The following is a 24736-nucleotide window of genomic DNA, read 5'->3' as shown; positions in this document are numbered from 1 at the left end:
ACGACGTGGAGGAACCGTGCCCGGATTCGCCGACGAGGACGAGCTGTACCGCTACATCGGTGGCATCTTCGAGGCCGCACTGGCCGACCCCGAACTGGAGCCCAAGCTCCGCGGCACCGGACTGGTCCTGCGCCAGCAGTGCACCGACCCCGACTCCGCGCTGATCATCGACCTGCCCGGTGCGAAGGTCTGGAAGGGCTCCGACGCCGGCGCCCCCGAGCCGCAGGCCACGATGACCATGTCCACCGAGACCGCGAACGCCTACTGGCAGGGCACCGTCAACCTGACCTTCGCCATGGCCAAGGGCAAGGTGAAGGTCGACGGCACCGTCACCAAGCTCCTGCAGCTCGCGCCGCTGTCCAAGCGCCTGTTCCCGACCTACGTCGAGCGCCTCGAGGCCGACGGCCGCGAGGACCTCCTGATCACCACGTGAGCCGCCGGGTACTGGTGACCGGTGCCGCGTCCGGGATCGGCGCCGAGGTCGCGCGCCGGTTCGTCGACGCCGGCGACGAGGTCGTCTCGCTGGACCTGAAGGACACCTCCGTCGGCGTCGCGCGGCACGTGCACTGCGACCTGTCCGACGTCGCGTCGATCGACGCCGCCGTCGCCGCCCTGGACGGGGAGTTCGACGCCCTCTGCAACGTGGCCGGGGTACCCGGCACCGCGCCCGCGGAGCTCGTGCTGCGGGTGAACCTGCTCGGGCTCCGTCATCTCACCGAGTCGGTCGTCGAACGGATCCGCCCCGGTGGCGCGATCGTGAACGTCGGGTGCGGATGAACGCCGTCTGCCCCGGACCGGTCGAGACACCCGTCCTCGGCGACTTCGAGGAGTCCATGGGCAAGGAGAACCTCGACGCGCTCGCCGCGTTCCTCGGCAGGCACGCGGACCCCGCCGACATCGCCGGACCGGTGCTGTTCCTGGCCGGCCCGGAGTCCGCCTGGATCAACGGGCACGCGCTCGTCGCCGACGGCGGCATCAACGGTGCCGTGCTGACGGGCATGATCCCCCCACCCGAGATCTGATCCGGTTCCGACGACGCAACCGCGAGGAGGCAACCCCGTGACCACCACGGAGAAGCGCCCGTACGACCCGCTCGACATCTCCACCCAGGCGTTCTGGGCACAGACCCCGGACGCCCGCGAGGAGCGGTTCGCCGAGCTGCGCCGCGAGCGCCCGCTGTCCTGGCACCCGCCGGCCGAGACCGATCTGCTGCCCGACCCGGACGCCCCCGGGTTCTGGGCGCTGGTCACCCACGCCGACATCCAGGCCGTCAGCCGCGACGCCGAGACCTTCGCGTCCGGCCAGCAGTACGGCGGCGTGATGCTGGAGGACGTGCCCGAGGACATGCTGGAGGCCGCGCACTCCATCCTCGCGATGGACGCACCGCGCCACCACCGCCAGCGCAAGGTCATCAGCTCGGTGTTCACCCCGCGCCGGGTCCGGCAGATCGAGGAGCAGATCGCCGAGCAGGCCCGGCTCATCGTCGACGACCTGCTCGCCGGCGACGGCTCGGCGGACTTCGTGACCGCGGTCGCGGCGCGGCTGCCGATGTGGACGATCTCGCAGATGATCGGCATCCCGCCGGAGAAGCGGCAGGAGGTCGCCGACGCCGCCAACGCCATGGTCGGCTGGAACGACCCGGACTACATCGGCGAGGGCGACCCGATGGCGGTGCTGCTCAACGGGCTGATGACGCTGCACACGGCGTCGTTCGAGCTGTCCGCGCTGCGCCGCGAGGACCCCGCCGACGACCTGATGACCGCCCTGGTGCAGGCCGAGGTCGACGGCGACGCGCTGACCGACGAGGAGATCGCGGCGTTCTTCGTCCTGCTCTGCGTCGCGGGCAACGACACCACCCGGCAGACCTCCAGCCACGCGATCCTCGCGCTGGACCGCAACCCCGGGCAGAAGCGGCTGCTGACCGAGGAGTTCGACGACCGGATCACGCCGGCCGTCGAGGAGTTCGTCCGCTGGGCCAGCCCCGTGCTGACCTTCCGGCGCACCGCGACCCGGGACACCGAGATCCGCGGGCAGAGGATCGCCGAGGGCGAGCGGGTCGTGCTGTTCTACCACTCCGGCAACCGCGACGACGCCGTGTTCGCCGACCCGCACGTCTTCGACATCACCCGGTCCGAGAACCCGCACGTCGGCTTCGGCGGCGGTGGCCCGCACTTCTGCCTGGGCCACCACCTGGCCAAGACCCAGCTGCGGGCGCTGTTCCACCAGCTGCTCACCCGCGTCCCGGACCTGTCGGTCGGCGAGCCGGAGTGGCTGACCGGCAACTTCATCAACGGCATCAAGCGGCTGCCGGTGACCTTCGGGACGGGCACGTGAAGCTCGGTCTGGCACTCGGCTACTGGGGTGCCGGGCCGCCGCCGGGGACCGTGGAGAAGGTCGACGCCGCCGAGGACCTCGGCTTCGACTCGATGTGGACGGCCGAGGCCTACGGCTCGGACGCGTTCACCCCGCTGTCCTGGCTCGGTTCCCGGACCACGCGGATGCGCCTGGGCACCTCGGTCGTGCAGATGTCCGCGCGCACCCCGACCGCGACGGCGATGGCCGCCATGACCCTGGACCACCTGTCCGGCGGCCGGATGGTGCTGGGCATCGGCGCGTCCGGGCCGCAGGTCGTCGAGGGGTGGTACGGGCAGCCGTACCCGAGGCCGCTGGCCCGCACCCGGGAGTACGTGCGGGTCCTGCGGGACACGATCGCCCGGGAGAAGGTCGGCTCCGACGGGCCGCACTACCCGATCCCGTACCCGGGCGGCACCGGGCTGGGCAAGCCGCTGCGCTCGACGCTGCACCCGTACCGGACCGACCTGCCGATCCTGCTCGCGGCCGAGGGCCCGAAGAACGTCGCGCTGGCCGCCGAGATCGCCGACGGCTGGCAGCCGCTGTTCTACGCGCCCCGGCACGACGCGCACTACCGTGAGTCCCTCGACGCCGGGTTCGCCGCCCGCGGCGGGCGCCCGGACGGCTTCGAGGTCGTCTGCATGGTGCAGGTCGTCGTCGACGACGTCGTCGAGGCCGCCGCGGACCGGATCCGCCCGTTCCTCGCGCTCTACATCGGCGGGATGGGCGCCAAGGGCGCGAACTTCCACTACGAGGTCTTCGCCCGCATGGGCTACGACGACGAGTGCGCCCGCATCCAGGAGCTCTACCTGGGCGGGGACAAGGACGCGGCCGCGAAGGCCGTCCCGACCTCGATGGTCGAGCAGGTGGCCCTGATCGGCCCGAAGGCGAAGATCGCCGAGGAGCTACCGGTGTTCCGCGACTCGCTGGTCACGACGATGGTCGTCGACGGCAGCCCGGAGCAGCTGCGCACCGTGCGCGAGCTCGTCGACGGCTGACCCGCTCCCCCACGCCGACGGCCCCGGTCCCGCTCGTGCGGGCCGGGGCCGTCGGTGCGCGCCGGGGGCGGTCAGTAGCGGATCAGTCCACGGATGTTGCGTCCGGAACGCATGTCCTCGTAGCCCTCGTTGACCTGGTCGAGGGTGTACTCCTTGGTGATCAGCTCACGGAGCTTGAGGTGGCCGAGGTTGTGCATCTCCAGCAGCCGCGGGATGTCGAACTGGGCCGCGGAGCTGCCGAACAGCGCGCCGCGGATCTGCTTCTCGTAGAGCGTGAGGTCGAGCAGCGACAGCGACGCCGTCTCCTCCTCGGCCCGGGCCAGCGCCGTGACGACGACCCGGCCGCGCTTGCCGACCAGCTGCAGCGCGGGCTGCAGGTCATCGCCCATCGCGACGCCCGTGCACAGGACCGCCGCCTCGGCCATCTGCCCGCGGGTCAGCTCGCTGACGATCTCCCAGGCCTCGTCGATGCTCGCGGCGACGTGCGTGGCGCCCAGCTCGCGGGAGCGCTCACGCTTGTGCTCGACCGGGTCGACGGCCACGACGTACCGGCAGCCCGCCGCTCGGGCGCCCTGCACCGCGTTCGCGCCGATGCCGCCGATCCCGATGACCACGGCGGTGTCCCCGGCCCGCAGGTCCGCGGTGCGCACCGAGGAGCCGAAGCCGGTGGTGACGCCGCAGCCGACCAGCGCGGCCAGGTCCAGCGGGAAGCCCTCGTCGATCTTCACGGCGGACTTCACCGGGACCACGGTGTGCCGGGCGAACGTGCCGAGCAGGCACATCTGGCCCAGGTCCTCGCCACGGGCGTGGAACCGGTAGGTGCCGTCGAGCTGCGGGCCGAGGGTGGCGCCGGCGCCGTCGTTGCAGAGGTTCGGCTGGCCCTTGGAGCAGTACGGGCAGCGCCCGCAGGAGGGCAGGAAGGTCATGACGACCGGGTCGCCGACCTCGAGCTCGGTGACGCCCGGGCCGACCTCGATGACCCGGCCCGCGCCCTCGTGGCCGCCGACCATCGGCAGGACCGCGGGTAGGTCACCGGTCACGAGGTGCTCGTCGGAGTGGCACAGCCCCGATGCGGTCAGCTCGACCATGACCTCCCCGGCGTTCGGGGAGTCGAGCTCGACCTCCTCGATCTCCCACTTGCCACCGGGTTCCCACAGCACCGCTGCCGTCGTACGCATGGCGGTCGATCCTGGCCGTGCGGAGACCTCCGGCACAGCCGTCGCCCGCGCCAGCGCTGGCCCCCGGGTGCCAGGGGAGGTCCTCAGGCGCCGGCGAGCGGCAGGGTGAGCCGGGCGACCAGCCCGCCGCCCTCACGCGGGAGCAGGCTCAGCTCACCGTCCATCGCGGACGCGAGCGCCTCGGCGATCCACAGGCCCAGCCCGGCGGTACCGCGGCGCTCCCCCAGCGCGACTCCCTTGGCCGTCACGACGCCCTCCTGACCCGCGGGCAGCCCGGGCCCGCGGTCGCGGACCTCGGCGGTGAGCACGGCGCCGTCGTGGGCCAGGTGCAGCTCCACGACCTCGTCACCGGAGTGCCGGGCGGCGTTCTCGGCCAGGTTGGTGAGCATCCGGCGCAGCCGCTGCGGGTCGCAGTGGACCGCGGCCCCGGCCGGTTCGACGACCGGGTGCCGCCGGTGCGCGGCGATCCCGGCGGCGTCGAGCACGGCGTCGGCCAGCTCGGCGAGCGCGACGCGGCGGGGCCGGTCGCGCCCGAGCGGGCTGCCGTCGGCGACGGCCAGGTCGGCCAGCCCGTCGAGCATGTCCTGGAGGTGGGCGGCGTGGTCGGCGAGCAGCCGCGACGCCCGCCGGGCGGCGTCCCCGCCCAGCCTGCCCGCGGCGAGGTCGGCCGACAGCGCGGTCAGCGAGGCGACCGGGGTCCGGAACTCGTGCAGCACGACGCGGGCCCCGTCCAGCCGGGCCCGGCTCTGGGACACGATCCGGTCCCGCAGCGCGCGCTCGGACAGGTAACGCTCGTGCTCGCTCTCGGCCCGGGCCCGGGTGGTGGCGATGTCGGCGAGCTGGCGTTCCAGCAGGCGCACGAGCACCCCGGTGAGCACCGCCGTCGCGAACAGGAAACCGGTCCACCACAGTCCCGCGACGACCGCGGCGCCGACCGTGACCCCCGGGTCGGAGCCGAGCAGCGCCGCCACGGTGTAGCCGACGCCGAGACCGAGCGCGACGAGCTGCCCGAGCCGGTGCCCGCCGCGGAGCGCGATCGCGATGACGACCAGCGGCAGCGCGGCCACCATCGGGCTCGCCACCCCGCCGGTGAGTCCGCAGGCGAGCAGGGCGAGCAGACCGTCGATCCCGGTCAGCACGGCCGGCGGGACGGGCAGCCGCCCGCGGAGCACCGAGACGACGCCGAGCGCGGCCGCGTAGACCGCGCTCAGCCCGATCAGGACGGCGGCGACGACCGGCCGGGCTCCGGTGAGGTCCGGCCGGGCCACCAGCAGGCCGACAGCGCCGAGCACGACGCAGATCCTCAGGACGACGGCCTGGCGCTCCTCCCGGGTGCGTTCGGGCAGTTCACCGGCGTGCGCGGTCACGGTCGGGGCCTCTCGGGAGCGGACGGGGTCGGCGGCCACACTAGGCTCACCGACCATGCCGCCCGTGCCGACAGCACCGCACGTGGTCGTCATCGTCGACGACCACGCCCTGTTCGCACAGGGCCTCGCTCTGCTGCTGGAGTCCCGCGCCGGGGACACCTTCCGGGTCGCGGGCTCGACCACCGCCGGGGAGGACGCCGTCGCGCTGGTCGGGAGGCACCGGGCCGGGATCGCGATCGTCGACCTCGCGCTCCCCCCGCTGGGTGGGGTGGAGACGATCCGCCGGGTCAAGGCCGCCTACCCCGCCACCCGGGTGCTGGCGCTGTCGGGCACCGAGGACCTGGACCTCGCCGCCGCCGCGATGCGCGCCGGCGCCGACGGCTACCTGGGCAAGTCCGCCGACCCGGAGGTGCTCATCGCGCCGCTGCTGTCGATCGTGGCCGGAGTGCGGGTACTGCGTGCGGAGCTGCTCGACGCGCTGCTCGTCGCGGCCGACCGCACCGCCGACGGCCTGCTCGACCGGCTCGGTGAGCGCGACATCGAGCTGTGGACGCTGCTGGCGCGGGGCCTGGAGACCGCCGACATCGCCCGCCCGATGCTGGTCAGCGAGCGCACCGCCAAGCGCATGATCGCCTCCCTGCTGCACAAGCTGGGCGCGGCGAACCGGATCGAGGCGGCCGCGCTGGCGGGGCGCTGCGGGCTGCTCGACGAGCACCCGGCCGGCCGCTGAGGTCCGCGACGGCGCGCCGCACGGCCCGGACGGGCCAAGCCTGGCCCGGTGATCGGCTGCGCGCCCCGGACGGCGCGGGACAGACTCGCGGCGACGTGCCGGGCGGCATCCTGCCCGGCCACATCTCGCGAGGAGGCGCTGATGGCCGTGTTCGCCGACGAGGCCGAGGTCTACGAGTACCTGGGCGGGGTGTTCCGGATCGGGATGGCCGATCCGGACCTGGTGGCGAAGCTGCAGCCGTCCGGGGTCGTCCTGCGGATCACGTACACGAACCCGGACGCCGTCCTGACCGTGGACATGCCGAACTCCGAGATCCACACCGGCGCCGGGCAGGGCCCCGACCCGAACATCGAGCTGTTCATGTCCGCCGACACCGGCAACCGGTTCTGGCTGGGCAAGGTCATCCTCCCGGTCGCGATGGCCAAGGGCGACGTCCGCGCCAAGGGCCCGGTCTCGAAGGTCCTCAAGCTGCTGCCGATCGCCAAGCAGCTCTTCGGCCCGTACAAGGCGAAGCTCGAGGCCGAGGGCCGCGAGGACCTGCTGAAGGCCTGACCACGATCGGGTGAAGACCCCCGGCCGTCGGGCCCGCCACGACGGCGCCCGCCGAGACTGGGGTCGACCCCACCCGACGGAGGCGCCGGCGATGGACAACATCTGGCTGGACGTGCACGCCTGGCAGCCCCTGCGGGGCGTGCTGCACCGGATGACCGAGATCGAGTGCGACGCACCCGACCCGCTGCCCCGCGACTTCGACGAGTGGCACGGCTGGGCCGAGGCCTGCCTGCTGGAGGTCGCGACGCGGGACGGCTGGCAGCACGGCCGCTACGCCTACACGATCCAGGAACGGGACGCGACCGACCATCCCGTCCGTGAGATCGGCAAGGACATCTGGGACTACGAGGAGCCGGCTCGCGAGTCGACCGGCTGAGCACCGGCGCCGGGTCGCTACCGTCGCCGGGAACCGATCGCGCGACGAGGAGGTCCACGGTGACACGGGGCAAGGGTCCGCTGGCCGGACTGAAGGTGATCGAGCTGGCCGGGATCGGGCCGGGGCCGCACGCGGCGATGATCCTGGGCGATCTCGGGGCGGACGTCGTCCGCGTCGACCGGCCGTCGGGCGGGCTGAAGCTCGGGTCCGACGCGGTACCCGACCCGACGGCGCGCGGTCGGCGCTCGGTCACCGCGGACCTGAAGGACCCGGCGGGCCGGGAGACCGTGCTGCGGCTGGTCGAGTCCGCCGACGTCCTCCTGGAGGGCTACCGGCCGGGCGTCACCGAGCGCCTCGGCGTCGGCCCCGAGGACTGCCACGCCCGCAACCCGCGCCTGGTCTACGGGCGGATGACCGGCTGGGGCCAGGACGGCCCGATGGCGCCGCGCGCCGGGCACGACCTGAACTACATCTCGCTGACCGGTGCGCTGCACGCGATCGGCCGCGCCGGGGAGCGTCCGGTCCCGCCCCTGAACCTGGTCGGGGACTTCGGCGGCGGGTCGATGCTGCTCGTCGTCGGCGTGCTGGCCGCGATCTGGGAGGCGAAGGCCTCCGGGCAGGGCCAGGTCGTCGACGCCGCCATGGTCGACGGCGTCAGCGTGCTGAACCAGATGTTCTGGGGCTTCCTGTCCCAGGACGCCTGGGTCGACGAGCGCGACTCCAACCTGCTCGACGGGCACGCCCCGTTCTACGACACCTACACCTGCGCCGACGGCAGGCACATGGCCGTAGGGGCACTGGAGCCGCAGTTCTACGCCCAGCTCGTCGCCGGCCTGGGGCTCACCGAGGACGAGCTCGGCCCGCAGTACGACCGCGGCGGCTGGCCGGCCATGCGGGCCCGGTTCGCCGAGGTGTTCGCCTCCAAGCCCCGCGACGAGTGGGCCGCGGTCTTCGAGGGCACCGACGCCTGCACCACCCCGGTGCTGTCGTTCGCCGAGGCCCGCGAGAACGCGCACCTGACCGCGCGCGGCACCATCGTCACCTCCGACGGCGTGCCCCAGGCCGCCCCGGCACCGCGCTTCTCCCGCACGCTCACCGAGACCGCCGGTCGCGGCACCGGCCCGGAGAGCGTCGAGGACGTCCTGCGCGACTGGGCCTGACCCCGCACACGACGACGCCCCCGGTTCCGCAGGGAACCGGGGGCGTCGTCGGGTCAGGCGCTGATCAGACGATCAGTCGGTCTCCTCGTCCGCGACCAGCAGGTTGCGGGTGCGGTTCGGGTCCACCGGGATGCCCGGCCCGGTGGTGGTGGAGACGGTGATCTTCTTGACGTAGCGGCCCTTGGCCGCCGACGGCTTGAGCCGCAGGATCTCGTCGTAGGCGGCGCCGTAGTTCTCCACCAGCTTCTCGGTGTCGAACGAGGCCTTGCCGATGACGAGGTGCAGGTTGGCCTGCTTGTCGACCCGGAAGTTGACCTTGCCGCCCTTGATCTCGTTGATGGCCTTCGTGACGTCCGGCGTCACGGTGCCCGTCTTCGGGTTCGGCATCAGGCCACGCGGGCCGAGGATGCGGGCGATGCGGCCGACCTTGGCCATCTGGTCCGGGGTCGCGATGGCGGCGTCGAAGTCGAGCCACCCGCCCTGGATCCGCTCGATGAGGTCCTCGGCGCCCACGGCGTCGGCGCCGGCGGCCTCGGCCTCGGCGGCCTTGTCACCGGTGGCGAACACGATCACCCGGGCGGTCTTGCCGGTACCGTGCGGCAGGTTCACGGTGCCGCGGACCATCTGGTCCGCCTTGCGGGGGTCGACGCCCAGCCGCATCGCGACCTCGACGGTCGCGTCGGTGTTCTTGCTGGACGTCTCCTGGGCCAGCTTCGCCGCCGAGAGCGGCGAGTAGAGGCGGTCCGCGTCGATCTTCGCGGCGGCCTCACGGTAGGCCTTGCTGCGCTGTGCCATCTGTCCTCGTCTCCTTAGAGAGGTCAGGTCGTGGTCGGAGCCGCGCCCGGCTCTCCCACGCGTACGGGTGGTGTGGGGGGCTCGCTCAGCCGTCGACCGTGATGCCCATCGACCGGGCGGTGCCGGCGATGATCTTGGCGGCCTGGTCGAGGTCGTTCGCGTTCAGGTCGTTCATCTTGACCTGGGCGATCTCCCGGACCTGGGCCATGGTCACGCTGGCGACCTTGGTCTTGTGCGGCTCGCCGGAGCCCTTCTCGACACCGGCCGCCTTCAGCAGGAGCCGCGCCGCGGGCGGGGTCTTCAGCTCGAAGGAGAACGACCGGTCCTCGAAGACCGAGATCTCGACCGGCACGATGTTGCCGCGCTGGGCCTCGGTCGCCGCGTTGTAGGCCTTGCAGAACTCCATGATGTTGACGCCGTGCTGGCCCAGTGCGGGGCCGACCGGCGGGGCCGGCGTCGCTGCGCCTGCCTGGATCTGGAGCTTGATGATCGCGGAGAGCTTCCGCTTCTTGGGGGGCATGTCCGTTCCTCAGTGATCGATGTGCACGCCGCGCGGCCCTGCCATGCCGCGGACGTTCCTCACGGGTGCGATCAGATCTTGGAGACCTGGTTGAACCCGAGCTCGACCGGGGTCTCCCGGCCGAAGATCGAGACCAGCACCTTGAGCTTCTGGGCGTCGACGTTGACCTCGGAGATGCTCGCGGGGAGCGTGGCGAACGGGCCGTCCATGACGGTGACCGACTCGCCGACCTCGAAGTCGACCTCGATGGTGGGGGCGCCGCCGGACGAGCCGGAGCCGCCGCCGGACGCGGTCCTGCCGGCCTCGGCCTCCTTCTTGGGGGCCTCGACCTTCGGCAGCAGGAACTTCACGACCTCGTTGATCGTCAGCGGCGACGGCTTGGACGTCGCGCCGACGAAACCGGTGACGCCCGGCGTGTTCCGCACCGCGCCCCAGGACTGGTCGTTGAGCTCCATCCGCACCAGGATGTAGCCGGGCAGCACCTTGCGCTGGACCTTCTTGCGCTGCCCGTTCTTGATCTCGGTGACCTCCTCGGTGGGCACCTCGACCTGGAAGATGTAGTCCTCGACGTCCAGGGTCTGCGCCCGAGTCTCGAGGTTCGACTTCACCTTGTTCTCGTAGCCCGCGTAGGAGTGGACGACGTACCAGTCGCCGGGCGCGCGACGCAGTGCGGCGCGCAGCTCCTCCTCCGGGTCCACGTCCTCGGCCGGCTCCTCCGCGACGGCGTCGGCACCCTCGGTGTCGGCGTCCCCGGAGTCGGCGTCGTCCGCGTCCCCGGCGGTCGGGACCGTCTCGCCCTCGCCGTCCAGCGTCTCCGCCTCGGCGCCGGGGGTGCTGTCGTCGTCGGCCTCGGTGTAGTCGCCGGAGACGGCGTCCTCACCGTGCGCCGCCTCGACGTCGGCGTCCTGGACGGACTGCTCGGGCAGCGTCTCGTCGGCCGCGTTCTCGGCGACGGCGTCGATCGCGGCCTCGTCGGCCGCCTCGTCGTACGCCTTGCTGTCGGAGGTCACGTCCTACTCGCTTCCATTGTTCGGTGTCGGTCGGAGCCGGTCGGCGTTCGTACTCGCGTCAGTTGCCGAACAGCAGGGCGACGCCCTCGGCGAACGCCGAGTCCAGCACGAACACCAGCGCCACCATGATCGACACGAAGATCAGGACCGCGATGGTGTACTTCACCATCTGGCCGCGGTCGGGCCAGATGACCTTGCGGAGCTCGGCGACGACCTCCCGCAGGAACCGGGCGAGCCGGGCGAAGAGCGACGGCTTCTTCTCCTTCGTCGCCGCGGTGGCGCGGGTCGGGGTGGCACGGCCCTTGCCGGGGGTGCTCGCGGAGCCGGAGGCCCGCCGCCCACGACGGTCGGCGGCGTTGCTCGGGCGCTCCCGCCCGGGCCGCTCCGACTCGTGCTCGTCGCTCACGCGTGTCGCCCTCCGCACGTGGCGGGCGTCCGCCCGCCCTCGGTCACGTCCTCCGCTTCGGGAGAACCCTCGTCGCTTCGCCGTCCGTGCCGTCGGCCGCGCCGCCGTGATCTCCGGCAGCCTGCGGCGTCGTGGCAGGGGTGACAGGACTTGAACCTGCAACCTGCGGTTTTGGAGACCGCTGCTCTGCCAATTGAGCTACACCCCTTTGCCCCGATCCGCCACGTGGCGGCGGGGCGGACGCAACGGATCGTCCGGTGCGTCCGGCTGGAACGAGTGTACGCACCCGCTTCCGCGGGCCCGTACCCCGGGTCGCCTCACCCCGGGAGGACGACCTCGGCGCGGGCGCGGCCGAGCACCGTCTTCCCCTCGAAGGCCGCCTTGAGATCGACGACGGCGATCCGCTCCCCGCCCTCCTCGCGCACCTCGGCGACGGTGCCGGAGAGCTCGACGGTGGCGCCGGCATCGTCGTCCGGGACGACGACGGGCCGTGTGAAGCGGGTGCCGTAGCTGCGGATCGCGGCCGGGTCCCCGGTCCACGCGGTCAGCACGCGGCCGGCGAGGGCCATCGAGAGCATCCCGTGCGCGATCACACCGGGCAGCCCGGCGACCGCGGCGACGCGGTCGCTCCAGTGGATCGGGTTGAGGTCGCCGGAGGCACCGGCGTAGCGCACCAGGTCGGCGCGGGTGACCTGCACGGTCAGCGACGGCAGCGCGTCGCCCTTGGCGCAGGCGGCGGCGGTCTGCGGGGTCAGCGGTGCACTCACGCGTCCCCCTCGCCGCCCGTGTCCTCACCGGCGGGACTGACCAGCATCGAGTGCGTGGTCGCCACCGGCTCGCCCGCCGCGTCGGTGACCTCGCAGCGCAGCGTCAGCATGTGGTTGCCGGCCCGGGTGCGCAGCTCGTCGACGTGCAGCACCGTGGTGAGCTCGTCGCCGGCGACGACCGGCCTGCGGAACGTGATCCGCTGGTCCCCGTGGACCATGCGGGTGTAGTCCCACCCGAAGGCGGGCTCCCGGAGGAAGCCCTCGATGACCGGCATCGTGAAGCAGGTCGGGAACGTCGGCGGGGCCACCAGGTCCGCGTGACCCGCGGCACGTGCCGCGTCCACGTCACGGAAGAGCGGATCGCCGTCACCGATGGCGACGGCGAACTCGCGGATCTTCTCGCGACCGACCTGGTACGGCCCGACCGGGTCCGAGCTGTGCCCGACCCAGGACTGGTCGACCACCGTCAGCTCCGGGAGTCGCTACGCACTCAGCGGGTCTCGCGGTGCGCCCGGTGGGTGCCGCAGTTCGGGCAGAACTTCTTGATCTCGAGCCGGTCGGGGTCGTTCCGCCGGTTCTTCTTGGTGATGTAGTTGCGGTGCTTGCACTCCTCGCAGGCCAGAGTGATCTTCGGCCGCACGTCCGTGGCCTTGGCCATCGCGGGTGCCTCCCAGCATGTCTCGTGAATGATGCGCCAACGTGGTGACGATGGCCGGACTTGAACCGGCGACACAGCGATTATGAGCCGCTTGCTCTACCAACTGAGCTACACCGTCATGCAAGAAGCCCCGCCGCATGCGGCGAGGCCCCTTGTAGAGCCCCCTTACGGAATCGAACCGTAGACCTTCTCCTTACCATGGAGACGCTCTGCCGACTGAGCTAAGGGGGCGGCAGCACCGGTGTCACGCGGGCCCGAGGGCCTCGCTCTCACCGACGGGAAGAACTTTACACCGGGGTCCCGGGCCCCCGAACGGGGGGTCCCGGAACCCGGTTCCTGCAGGTCAACCGCTGTTCGTCACCAGCTCGACTTGCGGACACCCGGCAGTGCGCCGTCGTGTGCGAGCTCGCGCAGCCGGACCCGGGACACCCCGAACTTGCGGAGGTGCCCGCGGGGACGCCCGTCGACCGAGTCGCGGTTGCGGACCCGGGTCGCGCTGGCGTCGCGTGGCTGGCGGCGCAGCTCGGCGACCGCGGCGGCCCGCTCCGGCTCCGGCGTCGACGGGCGGGCGATGAGCGCCTTGAGCTCGGCCCGCCGCTCGGCGTAGCGGGCGACGATCTCCTTTCGCCGCTCGTTCTTCGCGATCTGTCCGGTCGTGGCCATCAGACCTTCACCCCGTTCGCCCGGATCTTCGCCACCGCGGCGGAGACGCCGATCCGGTCCACCGTCCTGATCCCCTTCACCGAGAGCGTGAGCCGCACCCAGCGGTTCTCCTCGGCCAGCCAGTAGCGGCGGGTCTGCACGTTGGGGTCCCAGCGCCGGCTGGTGCGCCGGTGGGAGTGCGAGACCGACTTGCCGAAGCCCGGCTCGCGGCCGGTCAGGTCACAGCGCTTCGCCATCGCTCACCGTCCCGCGTGCGGGTAGGGCAGCAGGGCCATCTCCCGCGCGTTGCGGATCGCGGTGGCCACCTGCCGCTGCTGCTGGCCGGTGAGTCCGGTCACCCGGCGGGCGCGGATCTTGCCGCGGTCGGAGATGAACGTGCGCAGCAGCGCGGCGTCCTTCCAGTCCACGTGCTCGATCCCCCGCTGCTTCAACGGGTTGGCCTTGCGTCGCGGCGCGCGCACCGGCTTGGGACGTGCGGGCATCAGCGCTCCTCCTTGAACTCGACGTGCCTGCGCACCTTCGGGTCGTACTTGCGCAGGACCAGGCGGTCCGGGTCGTTGCGGCGGTTCTTGCGGGTCACGTAGGTCGTGCCCGTCCCCGCCGTCGAGCGCAGCTTCACGATCGGCCGGACGTCGGTCGACTTGGCCATCGCGCCCCTCCTCTCAACATGGGAATCGTTTTCGTTTACGCTACACCGGACCGCGACCACGTCCGACTCCGGGAGGAAGACATGACCGAGCTGGTGGTCCTGTGCGGGACCGAGCCCGACGGGGTGGAGCGGACGATCACGCGGATGCGCGAGCTGGACCCGGGTGTCGTCGTGCTCCACCACGATCTGCGTGACCTCGGCCGCGGTGTGGTGCACCGGCGGCTGCGGGACGCGGGCCGCGACGAGCGCACCGTGCTGGAGCTCGCCCACGGCTGTGTGAGCTGCACCATCCGCGAGGACGTGCTGCCGACCCTGGCCGCGCTGGCCGGGACGGTGGACCGGGTGGTGCTGCACCTGGACCCGCGCCTGGAGCCGGAGCCGGTGTGCTGGGCGCTGGGGGCGGTGGTGTTCGAGCCGCCGGGTGGCGGCGAGGCCTGCACCGCGACCGACCTCGTCGACCTGCGCGGGGTGGTGGCCGTGCTCGACCCGGACCACTGGCTGGACGACGCCACCGGGGACGCGACCCTGCCCGAGCGCGGGCTGTCCACGCTGCCCGACGACGAGCGGACCGTCGCCCAGCTCGCCGTGGGGCAGGCCGAGTTCGCCGACGTCCTGGTGCTGACCCGCGCGGTCGGGCCCGGGGGCGCGGACCGGACCGCCGCCGTCCTGGACCGGCTGTGCCCGACCGCACCCCGGCTGCTCGCCGGGCGGGCCGACCACCGGGTCTTCTGCGACGGGCTCGACCCCGCGTCCCGCCGCGGTGTCCCGGGCGGGGTGCACGACCCGCTGCTGCGCGGGACACCCCCGCTGGAGGCCGACAGCGGCGTCCGCACCCTGCTGTTCTCCGCCCGACGCCCGTTCCACCCGGACCGGCTGCACGACGCGATCGACAGCCTGCTCGACGGCGTCGTGCGGGCCCGCGGCCGGGTCTGGCTCGCCACCCGTCCCGACGCGGTGCTGTGGGTGGAGAGCGCGGGCGGCGGCATGCGGATCGGCCACGCCGGCGACTGGCTGGCCGGCGCCGACGAGCAGGCGTGGACCGAGGCCGGCGACCAGCGCCGGGCGCTGGCCGCCCTGGCCTGGCACCCGCGCTGGGGCGACCGCGCCCAGGACATCGTCGCGATCTGCCACGACGCCGACCCCGACGAGATCGACGCCGCCCTGCGCTCCGCGCTGCTCACCGACGCCGAGATCGCCGCGGGCGAGGACGCCTGGGCCGCCCTGCCCGACCCGTTCGGCTGGGCCCACGACGAGCCCTGCGCCGAGTCCGAGCCCGTGGGGCCCGCCGCCCTGGACGACCCCACCGTCCGTTCCGACCGAGAAGGAGACCTCTGATGGCCGTTCCCAAGCGACGGACGTCGCGATCGAACACCCGGCACCGCCGGTCGCAGTGGAAGGCGACCACACCCGACCTGGTGCCGCTCACCCTGGAGGGACGCCGTCACCTGGTGCCGCGCGCCCTCGTCCCGGCCTACCGCCGGGGCCTGCTGCCCCCGCCCGCCGGACGGGGCTGAGGGCACCCCTTACCCGCGGGCCCCGGGCGGCCCGCGGGACGGCGTGATCGCCCGATGCCCCGGCCGGCCCCTCAGCCGCAGTGTCGTCGTCATGCTGATGACGCACATCCCGATGGACCATCTCGTCGCCCTCGCCGAGCAGCGGCAGGCCCGGCTGCGGGAGGAGGCGGACCGGTACCGCACGGAGCGGCTGGCGCGCGGCGCCGCCGGCCCGTCGCCGGTGGGACGGCTGTGGCTGCGGCTGCGGGCCCGGCTCACCGCCCGGCGGCCGGGCCCCCGCGGGACCGCCGTCGCCGGACCGGCACCGCACCGGGCACCCCACCCGGCGGCCCCCCGCGGCGCGGTAGGGACCGGGCGGGACCCGGCGGCACCGGACGGGCGGGTCCCGGCCGGGCCGCGTGCCTGAACCGCGCGGACGGTCGGGTGCCGCCGTCGCGCCCCCGGGGTGTCGGTGGCCCGTGCCACGATGCGCTCCATGACGGCGGGAGCGACCCACGGGGACGGGGCGACCGGCCCGGACCCGGACGAGCTGGTGGGCCGCGCGGACGAGCTCGCCGGTCTGCTCCGCGACCTCGACGCCGCCCGGTCCGGGCGGGCCCGCGCCGTGCTGCTCGCCGGGGAGGCGGGGATCGGCAAGTCCCGGCTCGCCACCGCACTCGGCCGGGCCGCTGCGGAGGCGGGCGCGCAGGTCGTCGTCGGGCGGTGTCTCGACGCAGGCGGCGCCGCACTCCCCTACCTGCCCTTCTCCGAGGTGCTCGACGCGCTGGCCCGGGCGGGCACCGCGCTGCGGCCGGTGCTGCACGGGCTGCTTCCCGGCGCGGCGGAGGCACCCCGTCCCGCGGCGGGCGACGGGGACTCCGGGCGCCTGCAGGTGTTCGACGCGGTGGCCGGTGCGGTGCGCGACGCGGCCGCGACTGCGCCGCTGCTGGTCGTGCTGGAGGACCTGCACTGGGCGGACCGCTCCACCCGCGAGCTGCTCGCGTTCCTGCTCGCCCGGCTGGGCTCGCAGCGGCTGCTGGTGCTGGGCACCTACCGCTCCGACGACCTGCACCGCAGGCACCCGCTGCGCGCGTCGCTGGCCGAGCTCATCCGGCTGCCCGCCGTCCGCCGGGTCGAGCTGGGCCCGCTCACGCCCGACGCCGTACTGGCCCTGGTCCGGGCCCGGGCGGCCACCGGGGGTGTCGACGAGGCCACCCTGCACCGGATCGCCGCCCGCAGCGAGGGGAACGCCTTCTACGCCGAGGAGCTGGTCGCGGCGGGGTCCGACGGCCTGCCGGGCGGCCTGGCCGACGTACTGCTCACCCGGCTGGACCGGCTCGGCGGACCGGCGCGCGAGGTGCTGCGGGTGGCCTCGCTGGCCGAGCGGAGCATCCCCCACGACCTGCTGCGCGACGCGGCCGAGCTGTCCGCGGCCGACCTGGAGGCGGGGCTGCGGGAGGCGGTCTCGCACCACCTGCTCGTCCCGGACCCGGCGCCGGGCGCGGAGTCCTACGCCTTCCGGCACGCCCTGCTCCGCGAGGCCGTCCACGACGACCTGCTCCCGGCCGAACGGGTCCGGCTGCACGCCCGGCTCACCGCGCTGCTCGCCGGCCGGGACGACGACCCCGGGGTGGCCGCCGCGCTCGCCCGGCACGCGCTGGCCGCGCACGACCTGCCGCGGGCGCTCGCGGCGTCGGTGCGTGCCGCCGAGGAGGCCCACCGGCGGCACGGACCGGCCGAGATGCTGGCCCACGCCGAGCGGGCACTGGAGCTGTGGTCCGCCGTCGAGGACCCCGAGCGGCTCACCGGGGTCTCCGAGAGCGCGCTGACCCGGGAGGCGGCCTGGGCGGCGAGCGCCTCGGGCGACCCGGAACGGGGCATCGCCCTCGGGGCCCGCGCGGTCCGGGTCGCCGACCTCGGCGAGGATCCGCACGCCAGGGCCGAATCGCGCCGGCACTACGCGATGCGGCTGCTCGACAGCGGGGCCCGGGTGGACGCGGCGGTGGCCGCGGCCACCGAGGCCGTCGAGCTGCTGGCCGGGGCCCGCCCGGCACGGAGCCGGCCTGGGCGCACGCCGTGCTCGCGCGGGCGCACCTCAACGCCGACCACGCCGAGCCCGCCTGGTCGCACGCCCGCGCGTCGCTGGCGGTGGCCCGTGCCGTCCACGACACCGCACCGCCCGCGGAGGGGTCGGCCGCCTACCGCGACCTCAGCGCGGTCTGCGCGGACGCGCTGATCACCCTGGCCTTCTGCGCCCGGATGGAGGGGGACCCGCAGGCGGCCCGGGACCGGCTCGCCGGGGCGTCCTCGCTGGCCGCCGCGTCGGGGAACCGGGTCGTCGAGCTGCGGACGGTGTGGAACCGCGGGGTGTCGTTCATCGAGGACGGCCTGCTCGACGCCGCCGCGGACGAGCTCGCCGAGGGGGCCCGCCGGGCCGCCGCGTACGGCCTGCTCTGGGGCGGGTACGGCCTGGAGTTCCGGATCGCGCAGGTCCGCGTCGACGTCCAGCGCGGGGAGTGGGACGCCGCCGTCCGGACCGCCGCGGACGTCGACCCCACGCTCCCGCTGCGCGTCACCGGGCAGCTGGCGGTGGCGGGGGCGCTGGTCGGCGTGGCCCGCGGCGACCTCGACGGCGCCGAGGAGCTGCTCTCCGTGCTGGCCACCGAGCCACCGGTGCACGACCAGGCCGCGCTGCTGCAGGGCGTCGTCGGGGCCGAGTCGGCGCGCTGGCGGGGCGACGCGGCCCTGGCCGTGGACCGCGTCGCCACCGCGCTCGGGGTGCTGCGGGCGGAGTACCCGCACCACCTCGGCGAGCTGGCGCTGTGCGCACTGGGCGCAGCGGCCCGTGCCGACCTCGCGGAGGCCGCCCGTACCGCGGGCGACCCGGCGGGGGCGCAGGCGCACGCCGGGCGGCGGCCGGCCTCGCCGACGAGGCCGCGCTCACCGCCGAGCGCGGCCTGCCCCGCGGGACCGCGGTCGGGCCGGAGGGCCGGGCGTGGCTGGCCCGGGCCCGCGCCGAGGCCGCCCGGGCCCACGGCGAGGCGGCACCACAGGTCTGGGACGCCGTCGTGGAGACCTTCGCCGGGTACGGCGACGGCTACCGCGCCGCGGAGGCCCGGTGGCGGCGGGCCGAGGCCCTGCTCGGACGGGCGCACCGCGGTGGCCCCGGCACCGACGGCGAGGCCGACCGCCGCGCCGCCGCCGAGGACCTGGCCGTCGCCGCCACCGGGGCCGACCGGCTCGGGGCGCGCCCGCTCGCCGAGGCCGTCGCCGCGCTGCGGCTGCGGGCCGGCGACGGCGGTCCCCGGCCCGCACCGCCGTCGGGCGCCGGTGGTTCCCCGCTCACCCCGCGCGAGCACGCGGTGCTGGAGCTGGTCGCGCACGGGCTGACCAACCGGGCCGTCGGCGAGCGGCTGTTCATCTCCGAGAAGACCGTGAGCGTGCACCTGTCCCGGGTGATGGCGAAACTCGGCGCCTCCGGCCGTGCCGAGGCGGTCGCCCTCGCGCACTCCCGGGGTCTGCTCGGCCCCCGCGACTGAGGGCCGGGGCCCGCCGGTCTGTCCCCTCCGGACCGGACCGGGCCCGTGCGGGCCGTGACGTGTGCCACCCGCCGTGCCTAGGGTCGGTCGTGCCGCACGTCACCGGCAGACCGATGGAGGTCGCATGGTCGTCCACGGGGTCGTCCCGTCGTCCCGGACCGGTAGCGGGGCGGGGGTGACCGCATGATCGCCCGTTCGCCCGCCCCGGACCTGGACGTGCCCGCCCTGCCCGCGTCCGCGACGCTCCGCGGCGCGGCCGACCGGTTCGGCGACGCGACGGTCCTGCACCAGGCCGGGCACGAGGTCACCTTCCACGGACTGCTGGCCCGCGCCTCGGCGTTCGCGCATGCGCTGCACGCCGACGGGGTCGGCCGCGGCGACGTCGTCGCGCTGCACCTGCCGAACTGCCCGCAGTACGCGATCGGCTACTGGGGGACGCTGCTGGCCGGGGCGACCGTCACCCCGGCGAACCCGCTGCTCGCCCCGGACGACCTGGGCGCACAGCTCGCGGACGCGGGGGCGGCCGTCGTCGTCAGCTGGAAGGCGGCACTGCCCGCGGTGCTCGCCGCGCGGCCGGCGACGTCGCTGAAGCGCGTGCTCGTCACCGGTGCCCACGGCGACCCGGAGCAGCTGCCCCCGGAGGTGACCGGGTTCTCCGCGCACCTCGACGGCAGGCCGGCCACCCCGCCGGGCACCGACCTGGAGGTGGACCCGGACCGCGACCTCGCCCACCTGGCCTACACCGGCGGCACCACCGGCCGGTCCAAGGGTGTGCGGGTCACCCACCGGCACGTGCTCACCAACGCGCTGCAGGCCGCCTGCTGGGGCACCGGCGCCCGGCCGGACGTGACCGCCACCGTGCACGGGCCCGGCGTCGTCCTGGCCGACCCCGGTCCGGCGTCGGAGTTCCCGACCCCGATCGGCACCGGACGGGCGATCGGCATCGCCCCCTGGTTCCACGCCATGGGCACGATCGGCGGGCTCAACGTCCCGCTGCTCACCGGGACGACGACGATCGTGCACGCCCGCTTCGATCCGCGCGCCTACCTGGCCGACGCCACCCGGTTCGCCGTCACCTCGCTGTCCGGCGCGCCACCGGTGTACGCGGCGCTGCTCGCTCACCGCGAGGCCGCCGGGGACCTGTCCTCGGTGCGGTCGCTGACCTCGGGCGCGGCACCGCTGCCGGTCGAGATCATCCGGGCGCTGCGCGACTGGTTCGGCGAGGACCTGGTCATCTCCGAGGGCTACGGCCTGACCGAGGTCACGATGGCCGCCACCCTCGGTCCCGCCGCCCGGTCCGCGGACCGGCGCCCGGGCACCGTCGGGCTGCCGATCGCGGGCACCGAGATCCGCATCTCCGGACCGGACGGCGAGGAGCTCGACGCCGGCGCCGAGGGCGAGGTGTGGATCCGCGGGCCGCAGGTCACCGGCGGCTACCACCGGCGCCCGGCCGAGACCGCGGCCGCCTTCGACGGCGACGGGTGGCTGCACACCGGCGACGTCGGCGTCCTCGACGGCGACGGCTACCTGCGCATCGTGGACCGGCTCAAGGACATGCTGCTCCACAAGGGCTACAACGTGTACCCGCGCGACCTGGAGGAGCGGCTGCTGGCGCTGCCGGGCGTGACCGGTGCAGCCGTCGTCGGGCGCCCGGTGGGGGTCGACGGCGAGCACCCGGTCGCGTTCCTGACCACCGTGCCCGGCGCCGACGGGGCCGCGGTCCGCGCCGCCGTCGGCGGGCTGAACGAGCGCCTGCTGCCCTACCAGCGGCTGCGGGAGGTGCACCTCGTCGGGGCGATCCCGGTCTCGGCGGCGGGGAAGGTGCTCAAGCGGGACCTCCGCGAGCAGCTGCCGGCCCTGTCCCCGGACGTGGCGAAGGAGTGACGATCAACCACTCTGTGTGAGGGAACGGGCGCTGCACGGGTGGACGAGTAGGTCCGATGGGTGGAGTAGTCACTCCTACGGTTGGCGTAGGGGATGACCGGATAACAGGCTGGTCGTACGACACGACAGACGGGTGGAAGCAGGAGCCGGCGGCGCGCACCGGATCCCGAAGAACCCCGTATCGACTCCCCCGAGATCGTGGTGATCGTCATGTCCGCGCCCGCCGTCCACATCCCCAGCCCGCGCCGTCCCCTGGGCGCCGCCCCCGCCACCCCGTCGGTCCCCGCACCGCGGGCCGGTGGGACCGGGCGTGCGGACCGGGTCGAGGGGCGGCACCGCCGTCGCGAGGACCACGTCGACCTGCCGGCGCCGCGCCGGGAGCGTCCGCGGTCGACCTCGCCGCTGGCGCCGGGCATCCCCGCACCGCGACCGGCGTCGCCCGGGTCGTCGGCGTCGCGTCCGGGCCCGGCGGCGCAGCACCGCACCGTCCCCGCACCGCGTCCGGCCGGCGGCTCCGTCCCGGAGCCCCGCCGCACCGGCACCCCGGCCCGGCCGCTCGGCGGCACCCCGGCGCGGGGCCCGGTCGCCCCGGACCGGGACGGCGCCGGACGCACCGGCGGGCCGTCGGCCGTCGCACGCACCCTGGACGTCCTGGGCCGGGTCGGAAGCATCACCACGATCGCGGCGATGCTGGTCCTGTCCGCCGCGCTGGCCGGGCTCGCCGACGGCACCCCGCCGAGCGGTGCGGCCGCCGAGGTGGCCGTGACGACCCTGCGCTGAGCGGGGTCAGGCCGCGTCGGAGCGCGCCGCCCGGTCCGGCGGCACCGCCTTCATGACGTGGTCGACCAGGTCCAGGACCATGCGGTTCCCGCCGAGGCGGTACCCGAAGTCCTCCCAGCCGAGCAGCTCGCGCGAGATCAGCTCGCCGACCGGCCCGGGGTAGATCCGGGTCGCACGGAACGCGGCCGCGCGGATCCGCATCTTCTCGTGGTGATCCATGGGTTGCGGGTCGCTCATACCCTCACCTCCACGTCAGGGGGACTGGACGTGGCGCGTCCTCCACACTGAGTGGCTCGCCTGCGTTCCATCGTGACACCCCCACGCCGCAGTACCGGGCGACGTGCGCAGGATCTCAGGCGCCGTGTCACCGGGGTGTTCCCCGCCGGTCACGCCGGCGTTGCGGGGTCGATCACACGACCGCCCGGGCCCCGGTGGATACCGTGGCCGCATGGCCGACCGCACCCGCGACCTGCTCTGGTCCGACGTCGACACCCTGTACGGGGCGATCCTCGCCCACCCGTTCGTCACCGGGCTGACCGACGGCTCGTTGCCGCACGAGACGTTCCGGCACTACATCGTCCAGGACGCGCACTACCTGCGCGGCTACGCCACCGCGCTCGCCGTGTGCGCGGCGAAGGCCCCGACCGACGACGACACCCTCATGTTCGCCGAGCACGCCGCCGGCGCGATCGCCGCCGAGCGGGAGCTGCACGCCGACCTGCTCGGCGCGCTCGGCCTCACCTCGGAACAGGCCCGCGAGCTGCCGGTCGCCCCGGCCACCCGCGCCTACGTCAGCTACCTGCTGGCGGCCGCCTACGGCGGGTCCTACGCCGAGGGCGTCGCCGCGGTGCTGCCCTGCTACTGGATCTACGGCCGGGTCGGCGAGCACCTGGTCGGCGCAGGCTCCCCCGACCCGGTCTACCAGCGCTGGATCGACATGTACGCGGGCGAGGAGTACCACGCCGTCGTCGAGGCCGTGCTGGACGCGACCGACCGGGTCGGCGCCGCCGCGTCGACGTCGGAGCTCGCCCGCATGCGCGAGCACTTCACGACGACCTCGCGCTACGAGTGGATGTTCTGGGACGGCGCGTACCGCCGGGAGACCTGGCCGGTCTGAGCCCGGCCGGTCGCCTCAGCGGTTGTCGAGCCGGTCCGGGATCACCAGGTGCAGGAAGAACGACACGATCCCGACGACGATCGCGCCCCAGAACGCCGCCCAGAACCCGTCGACGGTGAACGGCAGGTTCAGCACCGACGACAGCCAGCCCGTCAGCAGGAACATGAGCGCGTTCACCACGAGCGCGAACAGACCCAGCGTGAGGATGTAGAGCGGGCAGCCCAGCGTCGCCACGATCGGTTTGACCACGGCGTTGACCAGGCCGAACACCAGGGCCACGCCGATCAACGTGAGGATCGAGGTGGAGGTGCCGGCGCTGTCCAGCCGGATGCCGCCGACCAGCACCGTCGCCACCCACAACGAGGCGGCGACGACGAGCGTGCGGATGGTGAAGGTGAGCACGGGGCTCGGTGGGGTCATCGGTCGGTCACCGCCTGCTGGACCAGCGTCTGGAGCTGGGATCGGATCGGATAGGTGCTGGAGGGGACGAGCTGGGTCATGAAGACGACCACCAGGTCGTCGACGGGGTCCACCCAGAACGCGGTGGAGGCCAGCCCGCCCCAGGCGAAGGTGCCCTCGTTGGCGAAGCCCTTCGTCGCCGCCCCGTCGACGACGACGGAGAAGCCGAGCCCGAAACCGACACCGGCGAACGCCGACTCGGAGAAGATGGGCCGCCCGACGGTGTCGAGGTCGGCGCCGCCGGGCAGGTGGTTGCGGGTGGCCCGGGCCAGGGTGCGCGGGCCGAGGATGCGAGCGCCGTCGAGCTCGCCGCCGCGGGCGAGCATCCGGGCGAACCGCAGGTAGTCGCCGGTGGTGGACAGCAGTCCGCCGCCGCCGGAGAGGAAGGTGGGCTCGCGGGTCGCGGACCGGGCGAGCACCTTGTTCTCGACCAGACCGCCGCCGGGGCGGGCGTTGTAGAGCGTCGCGAGCCTGCCGGCCTGCGCGGACCCCTCCGGCACCCAGAACGCGGTGTCGGTCATCCCGAGCGGGCCGGTGATCTCCTCGCGGAGGAACTCGTCGAGCCGGCGCCCGGACGCGACCTCGACGACCCGGCCGAGCACGTCGGTGGCCACCGAGTAGTTCCACTCGCGACCCGGCTGGAACAGCAGCGGGAACGACGCGAAGTGCTCGCTCGCGGCCGCGAGGTCCATCCCGGACGGGGCGCCGAACTCGAAGCCCTTGGAGCGGTACATCTCGTCGACGGGGTGGGCGTGGTGGAAGCCGTAGGTCAGGCCCGCGGTGTGGGTCAGCAGGTGGTGCACCCGCATCGGCTCGACGGCCGCGTCGGTCCCCGGGTTGAGCGCCGAGCCACCGCGGTAGACGCGCTGCTCGGCGAACGCCGGGATGTAGCGCGACACCGGGTCGGTGAGCTCCAGGGCGCCCCGCTCGGCGAGCATCAGGACCGCGACCGAGGTGATCGGCTTGGTCATCGAGTAGATGCGCCAGAGCGTGTCGTCGGTCACCGGAGCGGCGGAGTCGAGGTCGCGGACGCCGAGGTGGGTCAGGTGCGCGAGCCGGTCGTGCCGGGCGACGGCGATCGTCGCGCCGGCGAGGCGGCCGTCGTCGACGTAGCGGCGGAAGTGGCTGTCGATCCGGGCCAGCCGGGCGGGGTCGAGGCCGACCTCCGCCGGGTCCGCCTCGAGCGTGCCGAAGGTCGGGGAGGTCACGATCACGACCCTACCCGCGGGCCGCGTCCACAGTTCTGACGATCCTGCGGCCCGGCGCGTCACCCCGCGGACGCC

At 74.3% G+C, this 24736-nt stretch carries 32 protein-coding genes, 3 tRNA genes and 1 pseudogene; 17 read left to right on the top strand and 19 right to left on the bottom strand.

The genetic code is table 11. The features are described from left to right. The first annotated feature begins 16 nt into the window (after positions 1-16). The 4 genes and pseudogenes from AC0GKK_RS19360 (at position 17) to AC0GKK_RS19345 (ending at position 3350) form a co-directional block, all read left to right on the top strand. Positions 17-433: an SCP2 sterol-binding domain-containing protein gene (locus tag AC0GKK_RS19360; RefSeq protein ID WP_179761799.1), complete on the top strand. Its 417-nt coding sequence runs from the start codon at positions 17-19 to the stop codon at positions 431-433. Continuing rightward, positions 430-1022, top strand: a pseudogene (locus tag AC0GKK_RS19355) (SDR family oxidoreductase). The gene AC0GKK_RS19360 and the pseudogene AC0GKK_RS19355 overlap by 4 nt, the downstream one beginning before the upstream one ends. Before the next feature lie 37 nt (positions 1023-1059). After that, positions 1060-2334, top strand: coding sequence for a cytochrome P450 (locus AC0GKK_RS19350; RefSeq protein ID WP_179761798.1), 1275 nt, complete (start codon positions 1060-1062; stop codon positions 2332-2334). After that, a complete protein-coding gene (locus AC0GKK_RS19345; protein WP_179761797.1) occupies positions 2331-3350 on the top strand; it encodes an LLM class F420-dependent oxidoreductase in 1020 nt (339 codons plus the stop codon). The genes AC0GKK_RS19350 and AC0GKK_RS19345 overlap by 4 nt, the downstream gene beginning before the upstream one ends. Before the next feature lie 71 nt (positions 3351-3421). Here the strand turns inward: AC0GKK_RS19345 and AC0GKK_RS19340 are convergent, their stop codons facing one another. Both AC0GKK_RS19340 and AC0GKK_RS19335 read right to left on the bottom strand, forming a co-directional pair. Then, entirely contained in the window at positions 3422-4528 is a 1107-nt protein-coding gene (locus AC0GKK_RS19340; protein WP_179761796.1) for an NDMA-dependent alcohol dehydrogenase, read from the bottom strand. Between the two features lie 83 nt (positions 4529-4611). Beyond that, positions 4612-5895, bottom strand: coding sequence for a sensor histidine kinase (locus AC0GKK_RS19335; RefSeq protein WP_312888756.1), 1284 nt, complete (start codon positions 5893-5895; stop codon positions 4612-4614). Between the two features lie 55 nt (positions 5896-5950). On the opposite strand from AC0GKK_RS19335, the gene AC0GKK_RS19330 reads away from it, so the two are divergent. From AC0GKK_RS19330 to AC0GKK_RS19315, 4 genes are all read left to right on the top strand, one after another. Beyond that, positions 5951-6625: a response regulator gene (locus AC0GKK_RS19330; RefSeq protein ID WP_179761794.1), complete on the top strand. Its 675-nt coding sequence runs from the start codon at positions 5951-5953 to the stop codon at positions 6623-6625. A 141-nt stretch (positions 6626-6766) separates the two neighbouring features. Beyond that, complete coding sequence (locus AC0GKK_RS19325) at positions 6767-7177, top strand: sterol carrier protein (RefSeq protein WP_062397890.1); 411 nt, start codon at positions 6767-6769, stop codon at positions 7175-7177. A gap of 91 nt (positions 7178-7268) precedes the next feature. Then, positions 7269-7553, top strand: a complete 285-nt coding sequence (locus tag AC0GKK_RS19320; RefSeq protein WP_073576493.1) for a hypothetical protein — start codon at positions 7269-7271, stop codon at positions 7551-7553. 59 nt (positions 7554-7612) lie between these two features. After that, positions 7613-8713, top strand: a complete 1101-nt coding sequence (locus tag AC0GKK_RS19315) for a CaiB/BaiF CoA transferase family protein (protein WP_179761793.1) — start codon at positions 7613-7615, stop codon at positions 8711-8713. Between the two features lie 72 nt (positions 8714-8785). Here AC0GKK_RS19315 and rplA read toward each other — a convergent pair whose 3' ends face one another. The 14 genes from rplA to rpmG (AC0GKK_RS19245) form a co-directional block, all read right to left on the bottom strand. After that, entirely contained in the window at positions 8786-9508 is a 723-nt protein-coding gene (gene rplA / locus AC0GKK_RS19310; protein ID WP_149665504.1) for a 50S ribosomal protein L1, read from the bottom strand. An 85-nt stretch (positions 9509-9593) separates the two neighbouring features. After that, positions 9594-10028 carry a 50S ribosomal protein L11 gene (rplK, locus tag AC0GKK_RS19305; protein WP_073576496.1) on the bottom strand — a complete coding sequence of 145 codons (435 nt, stop codon included), beginning with the start codon at positions 10026-10028 and terminating at the stop codon, positions 9594-9596. Positions 10029-10099: 71 nt separating this feature from the next. Continuing rightward, positions 10100-11038 carry a transcription termination/antitermination protein NusG gene (gene nusG / locus AC0GKK_RS19300; protein ID WP_226367648.1) on the bottom strand — a complete coding sequence of 313 codons (939 nt, stop codon included), beginning with the start codon at positions 11036-11038 and terminating at the stop codon, positions 10100-10102. Positions 11039-11096: 58 nt separating this feature from the next. Continuing rightward, on the bottom strand, positions 11097-11444 hold the full coding sequence (secE, locus tag AC0GKK_RS19295; RefSeq protein WP_062397901.1) for a preprotein translocase subunit SecE: 348 nt from the start codon (positions 11442-11444) through the stop codon (positions 11097-11099). Positions 11445-11576: 132 nt separating this feature from the next. Next, positions 11577-11652: transfer RNA gene (locus tag AC0GKK_RS19290), tRNA-Trp, on the bottom strand. A gap of 109 nt (positions 11653-11761) precedes the next feature. After that, positions 11762-12211 (bottom strand): MaoC family dehydratase, encoded by a 450-nt coding sequence (locus AC0GKK_RS19285; RefSeq protein WP_139282878.1) that lies wholly within the window; start codon positions 12209-12211, stop codon positions 11762-11764. Further along, positions 12208-12675, bottom strand: a complete 468-nt coding sequence (locus AC0GKK_RS19280) for a MaoC family dehydratase N-terminal domain-containing protein (RefSeq protein ID WP_178375966.1) — start codon at positions 12673-12675, stop codon at positions 12208-12210. The genes AC0GKK_RS19285 and AC0GKK_RS19280 overlap by 4 nt, the downstream gene beginning before the upstream one ends. Before the next feature lie 26 nt (positions 12676-12701). Continuing rightward, complete coding sequence (rpmG, locus tag AC0GKK_RS19275) at positions 12702-12869, bottom strand: 50S ribosomal protein L33 (RefSeq protein WP_020623293.1); 168 nt, start codon at positions 12867-12869, stop codon at positions 12702-12704. A gap of 42 nt (positions 12870-12911) precedes the next feature. Beyond that, positions 12912-12987 (bottom strand) — tRNA-Met (locus AC0GKK_RS19270). A 40-nt stretch (positions 12988-13027) separates the two neighbouring features. Beyond that, positions 13028-13100, bottom strand: a tRNA-Thr gene (locus tag AC0GKK_RS19265). A 126-nt stretch (positions 13101-13226) separates the two neighbouring features. Next, positions 13227-13532 carry a 30S ribosomal protein S14 gene (rpsN, locus tag AC0GKK_RS19260; RefSeq protein WP_073576499.1) on the bottom strand — a complete coding sequence of 102 codons (306 nt, stop codon included), beginning with the start codon at positions 13530-13532 and terminating at the stop codon, positions 13227-13229. After that, positions 13532-13768: a 50S ribosomal protein L28 gene (gene rpmB, locus AC0GKK_RS19255; protein ID WP_179761792.1), complete on the bottom strand. Its 237-nt coding sequence runs from the start codon at positions 13766-13768 to the stop codon at positions 13532-13534. The genes rpsN and rpmB overlap by 1 nt, the downstream gene beginning before the upstream one ends. A gap of 3 nt (positions 13769-13771) precedes the next feature. Continuing rightward, positions 13772-14014 (bottom strand): 30S ribosomal protein S18, encoded by a 243-nt coding sequence (gene rpsR / locus AC0GKK_RS19250; RefSeq protein ID WP_179761791.1) that lies wholly within the window; start codon positions 14012-14014, stop codon positions 13772-13774. Next, positions 14014-14181 carry a 50S ribosomal protein L33 gene (rpmG, locus tag AC0GKK_RS19245; RefSeq protein ID WP_020623297.1) on the bottom strand — a complete coding sequence of 56 codons (168 nt, stop codon included), beginning with the start codon at positions 14179-14181 and terminating at the stop codon, positions 14014-14016. Before rpmG (AC0GKK_RS19245) ends, rpsR begins: the two co-directional genes overlap by 1 nt. Positions 14182-14262: 81 nt before the next feature. Here rpmG (AC0GKK_RS19245) and mrf point away from each other — a divergent pair, with 81 nt between their 5' ends. From mrf to AC0GKK_RS19205, 8 genes are all read left to right on the top strand, one after another. Next, complete coding sequence (gene mrf, locus AC0GKK_RS19240; protein ID WP_179761790.1) at positions 14263-15516, top strand: ribosome hibernation factor-recruiting GTPase MRF; 1254 nt, start codon at positions 14263-14265, stop codon at positions 15514-15516. Further along, a complete protein-coding gene (rpmF, locus tag AC0GKK_RS19235; RefSeq protein WP_073576503.1) occupies positions 15516-15695 on the top strand; it encodes a 50S ribosomal protein L32 in 180 nt (59 codons plus the stop codon). Before mrf ends, rpmF begins: the two co-directional genes overlap by 1 nt. Positions 15696-15786: 91 nt before the next feature. Continuing rightward, positions 15787-16101, top strand: a complete 315-nt coding sequence (locus tag AC0GKK_RS19230; RefSeq protein WP_179761789.1) for a hypothetical protein — start codon at positions 15787-15789, stop codon at positions 16099-16101. A 69-nt stretch (positions 16102-16170) separates the two neighbouring features. After that, positions 16171-17910, top strand: a complete 1740-nt coding sequence (locus AC0GKK_RS19225) for an ATP-binding protein (RefSeq protein WP_489882258.1) — start codon at positions 16171-16173, stop codon at positions 17908-17910. Beyond that, complete coding sequence (locus AC0GKK_RS19220) at positions 17823-19064, top strand: tetratricopeptide repeat protein (protein WP_489882257.1); 1242 nt, start codon at positions 17823-17825, stop codon at positions 19062-19064. Before AC0GKK_RS19225 ends, AC0GKK_RS19220 begins: the two co-directional genes overlap by 88 nt. Beyond that, a complete protein-coding gene (locus tag AC0GKK_RS19215) occupies positions 19037-19213 on the top strand; it encodes a LuxR C-terminal-related transcriptional regulator (protein ID WP_489882256.1) in 177 nt (58 codons plus the stop codon). The genes AC0GKK_RS19220 and AC0GKK_RS19215 overlap by 28 nt, the downstream gene beginning before the upstream one ends. A 183-nt stretch (positions 19214-19396) precedes the next feature. Then, complete coding sequence (locus AC0GKK_RS19210; protein ID WP_489882255.1) at positions 19397-21097, top strand: class I adenylate-forming enzyme family protein; 1701 nt, start codon at positions 19397-19399, stop codon at positions 21095-21097. A gap of 210 nt (positions 21098-21307) precedes the next feature. Continuing rightward, complete coding sequence (locus AC0GKK_RS19205; RefSeq protein ID WP_179761786.1) at positions 21308-21877, top strand: hypothetical protein; 570 nt, start codon at positions 21308-21310, stop codon at positions 21875-21877. Positions 21878-21883: 6 nt separating this feature from the next. On the opposite strand, the gene AC0GKK_RS19200 is transcribed toward AC0GKK_RS19205, so the two are convergent. Beyond that, on the bottom strand, positions 21884-22114 hold the full coding sequence (locus AC0GKK_RS19200) for a hypothetical protein (RefSeq protein ID WP_224401401.1): 231 nt from the start codon (positions 22112-22114) through the stop codon (positions 21884-21886). 211 nt (positions 22115-22325) lie between these two features. On the opposite strand from AC0GKK_RS19200, the gene tenA reads away from it, so the two are divergent. Then, positions 22326-22994 carry a thiaminase II gene (tenA, locus tag AC0GKK_RS19195; RefSeq protein ID WP_179761785.1) on the top strand — a complete coding sequence of 223 codons (669 nt, stop codon included), beginning with the start codon at positions 22326-22328 and terminating at the stop codon, positions 22992-22994. Between the two features lie 15 nt (positions 22995-23009). On the opposite strand, the gene AC0GKK_RS19190 is transcribed toward tenA, so the two are convergent. Both AC0GKK_RS19190 and AC0GKK_RS19185 read right to left on the bottom strand, forming a co-directional pair. Next, positions 23010-23414 (bottom strand): phage holin family protein, encoded by a 405-nt coding sequence (locus tag AC0GKK_RS19190; protein ID WP_073576508.1) that lies wholly within the window; start codon positions 23412-23414, stop codon positions 23010-23012. Further along, entirely contained in the window at positions 23411-24661 is a 1251-nt protein-coding gene (locus AC0GKK_RS19185; RefSeq protein WP_073576872.1) for a serine hydrolase domain-containing protein, read from the bottom strand. Before AC0GKK_RS19185 ends, AC0GKK_RS19190 begins: the two co-directional genes overlap by 4 nt. Positions 24662-24736: the final 75 nt, after the last annotated feature.

This window comes from Pseudonocardia sp. P-1 (assembly GCF_058111925.1).
This window is presented reverse-complemented; position numbering and strand designations above follow the sequence as displayed.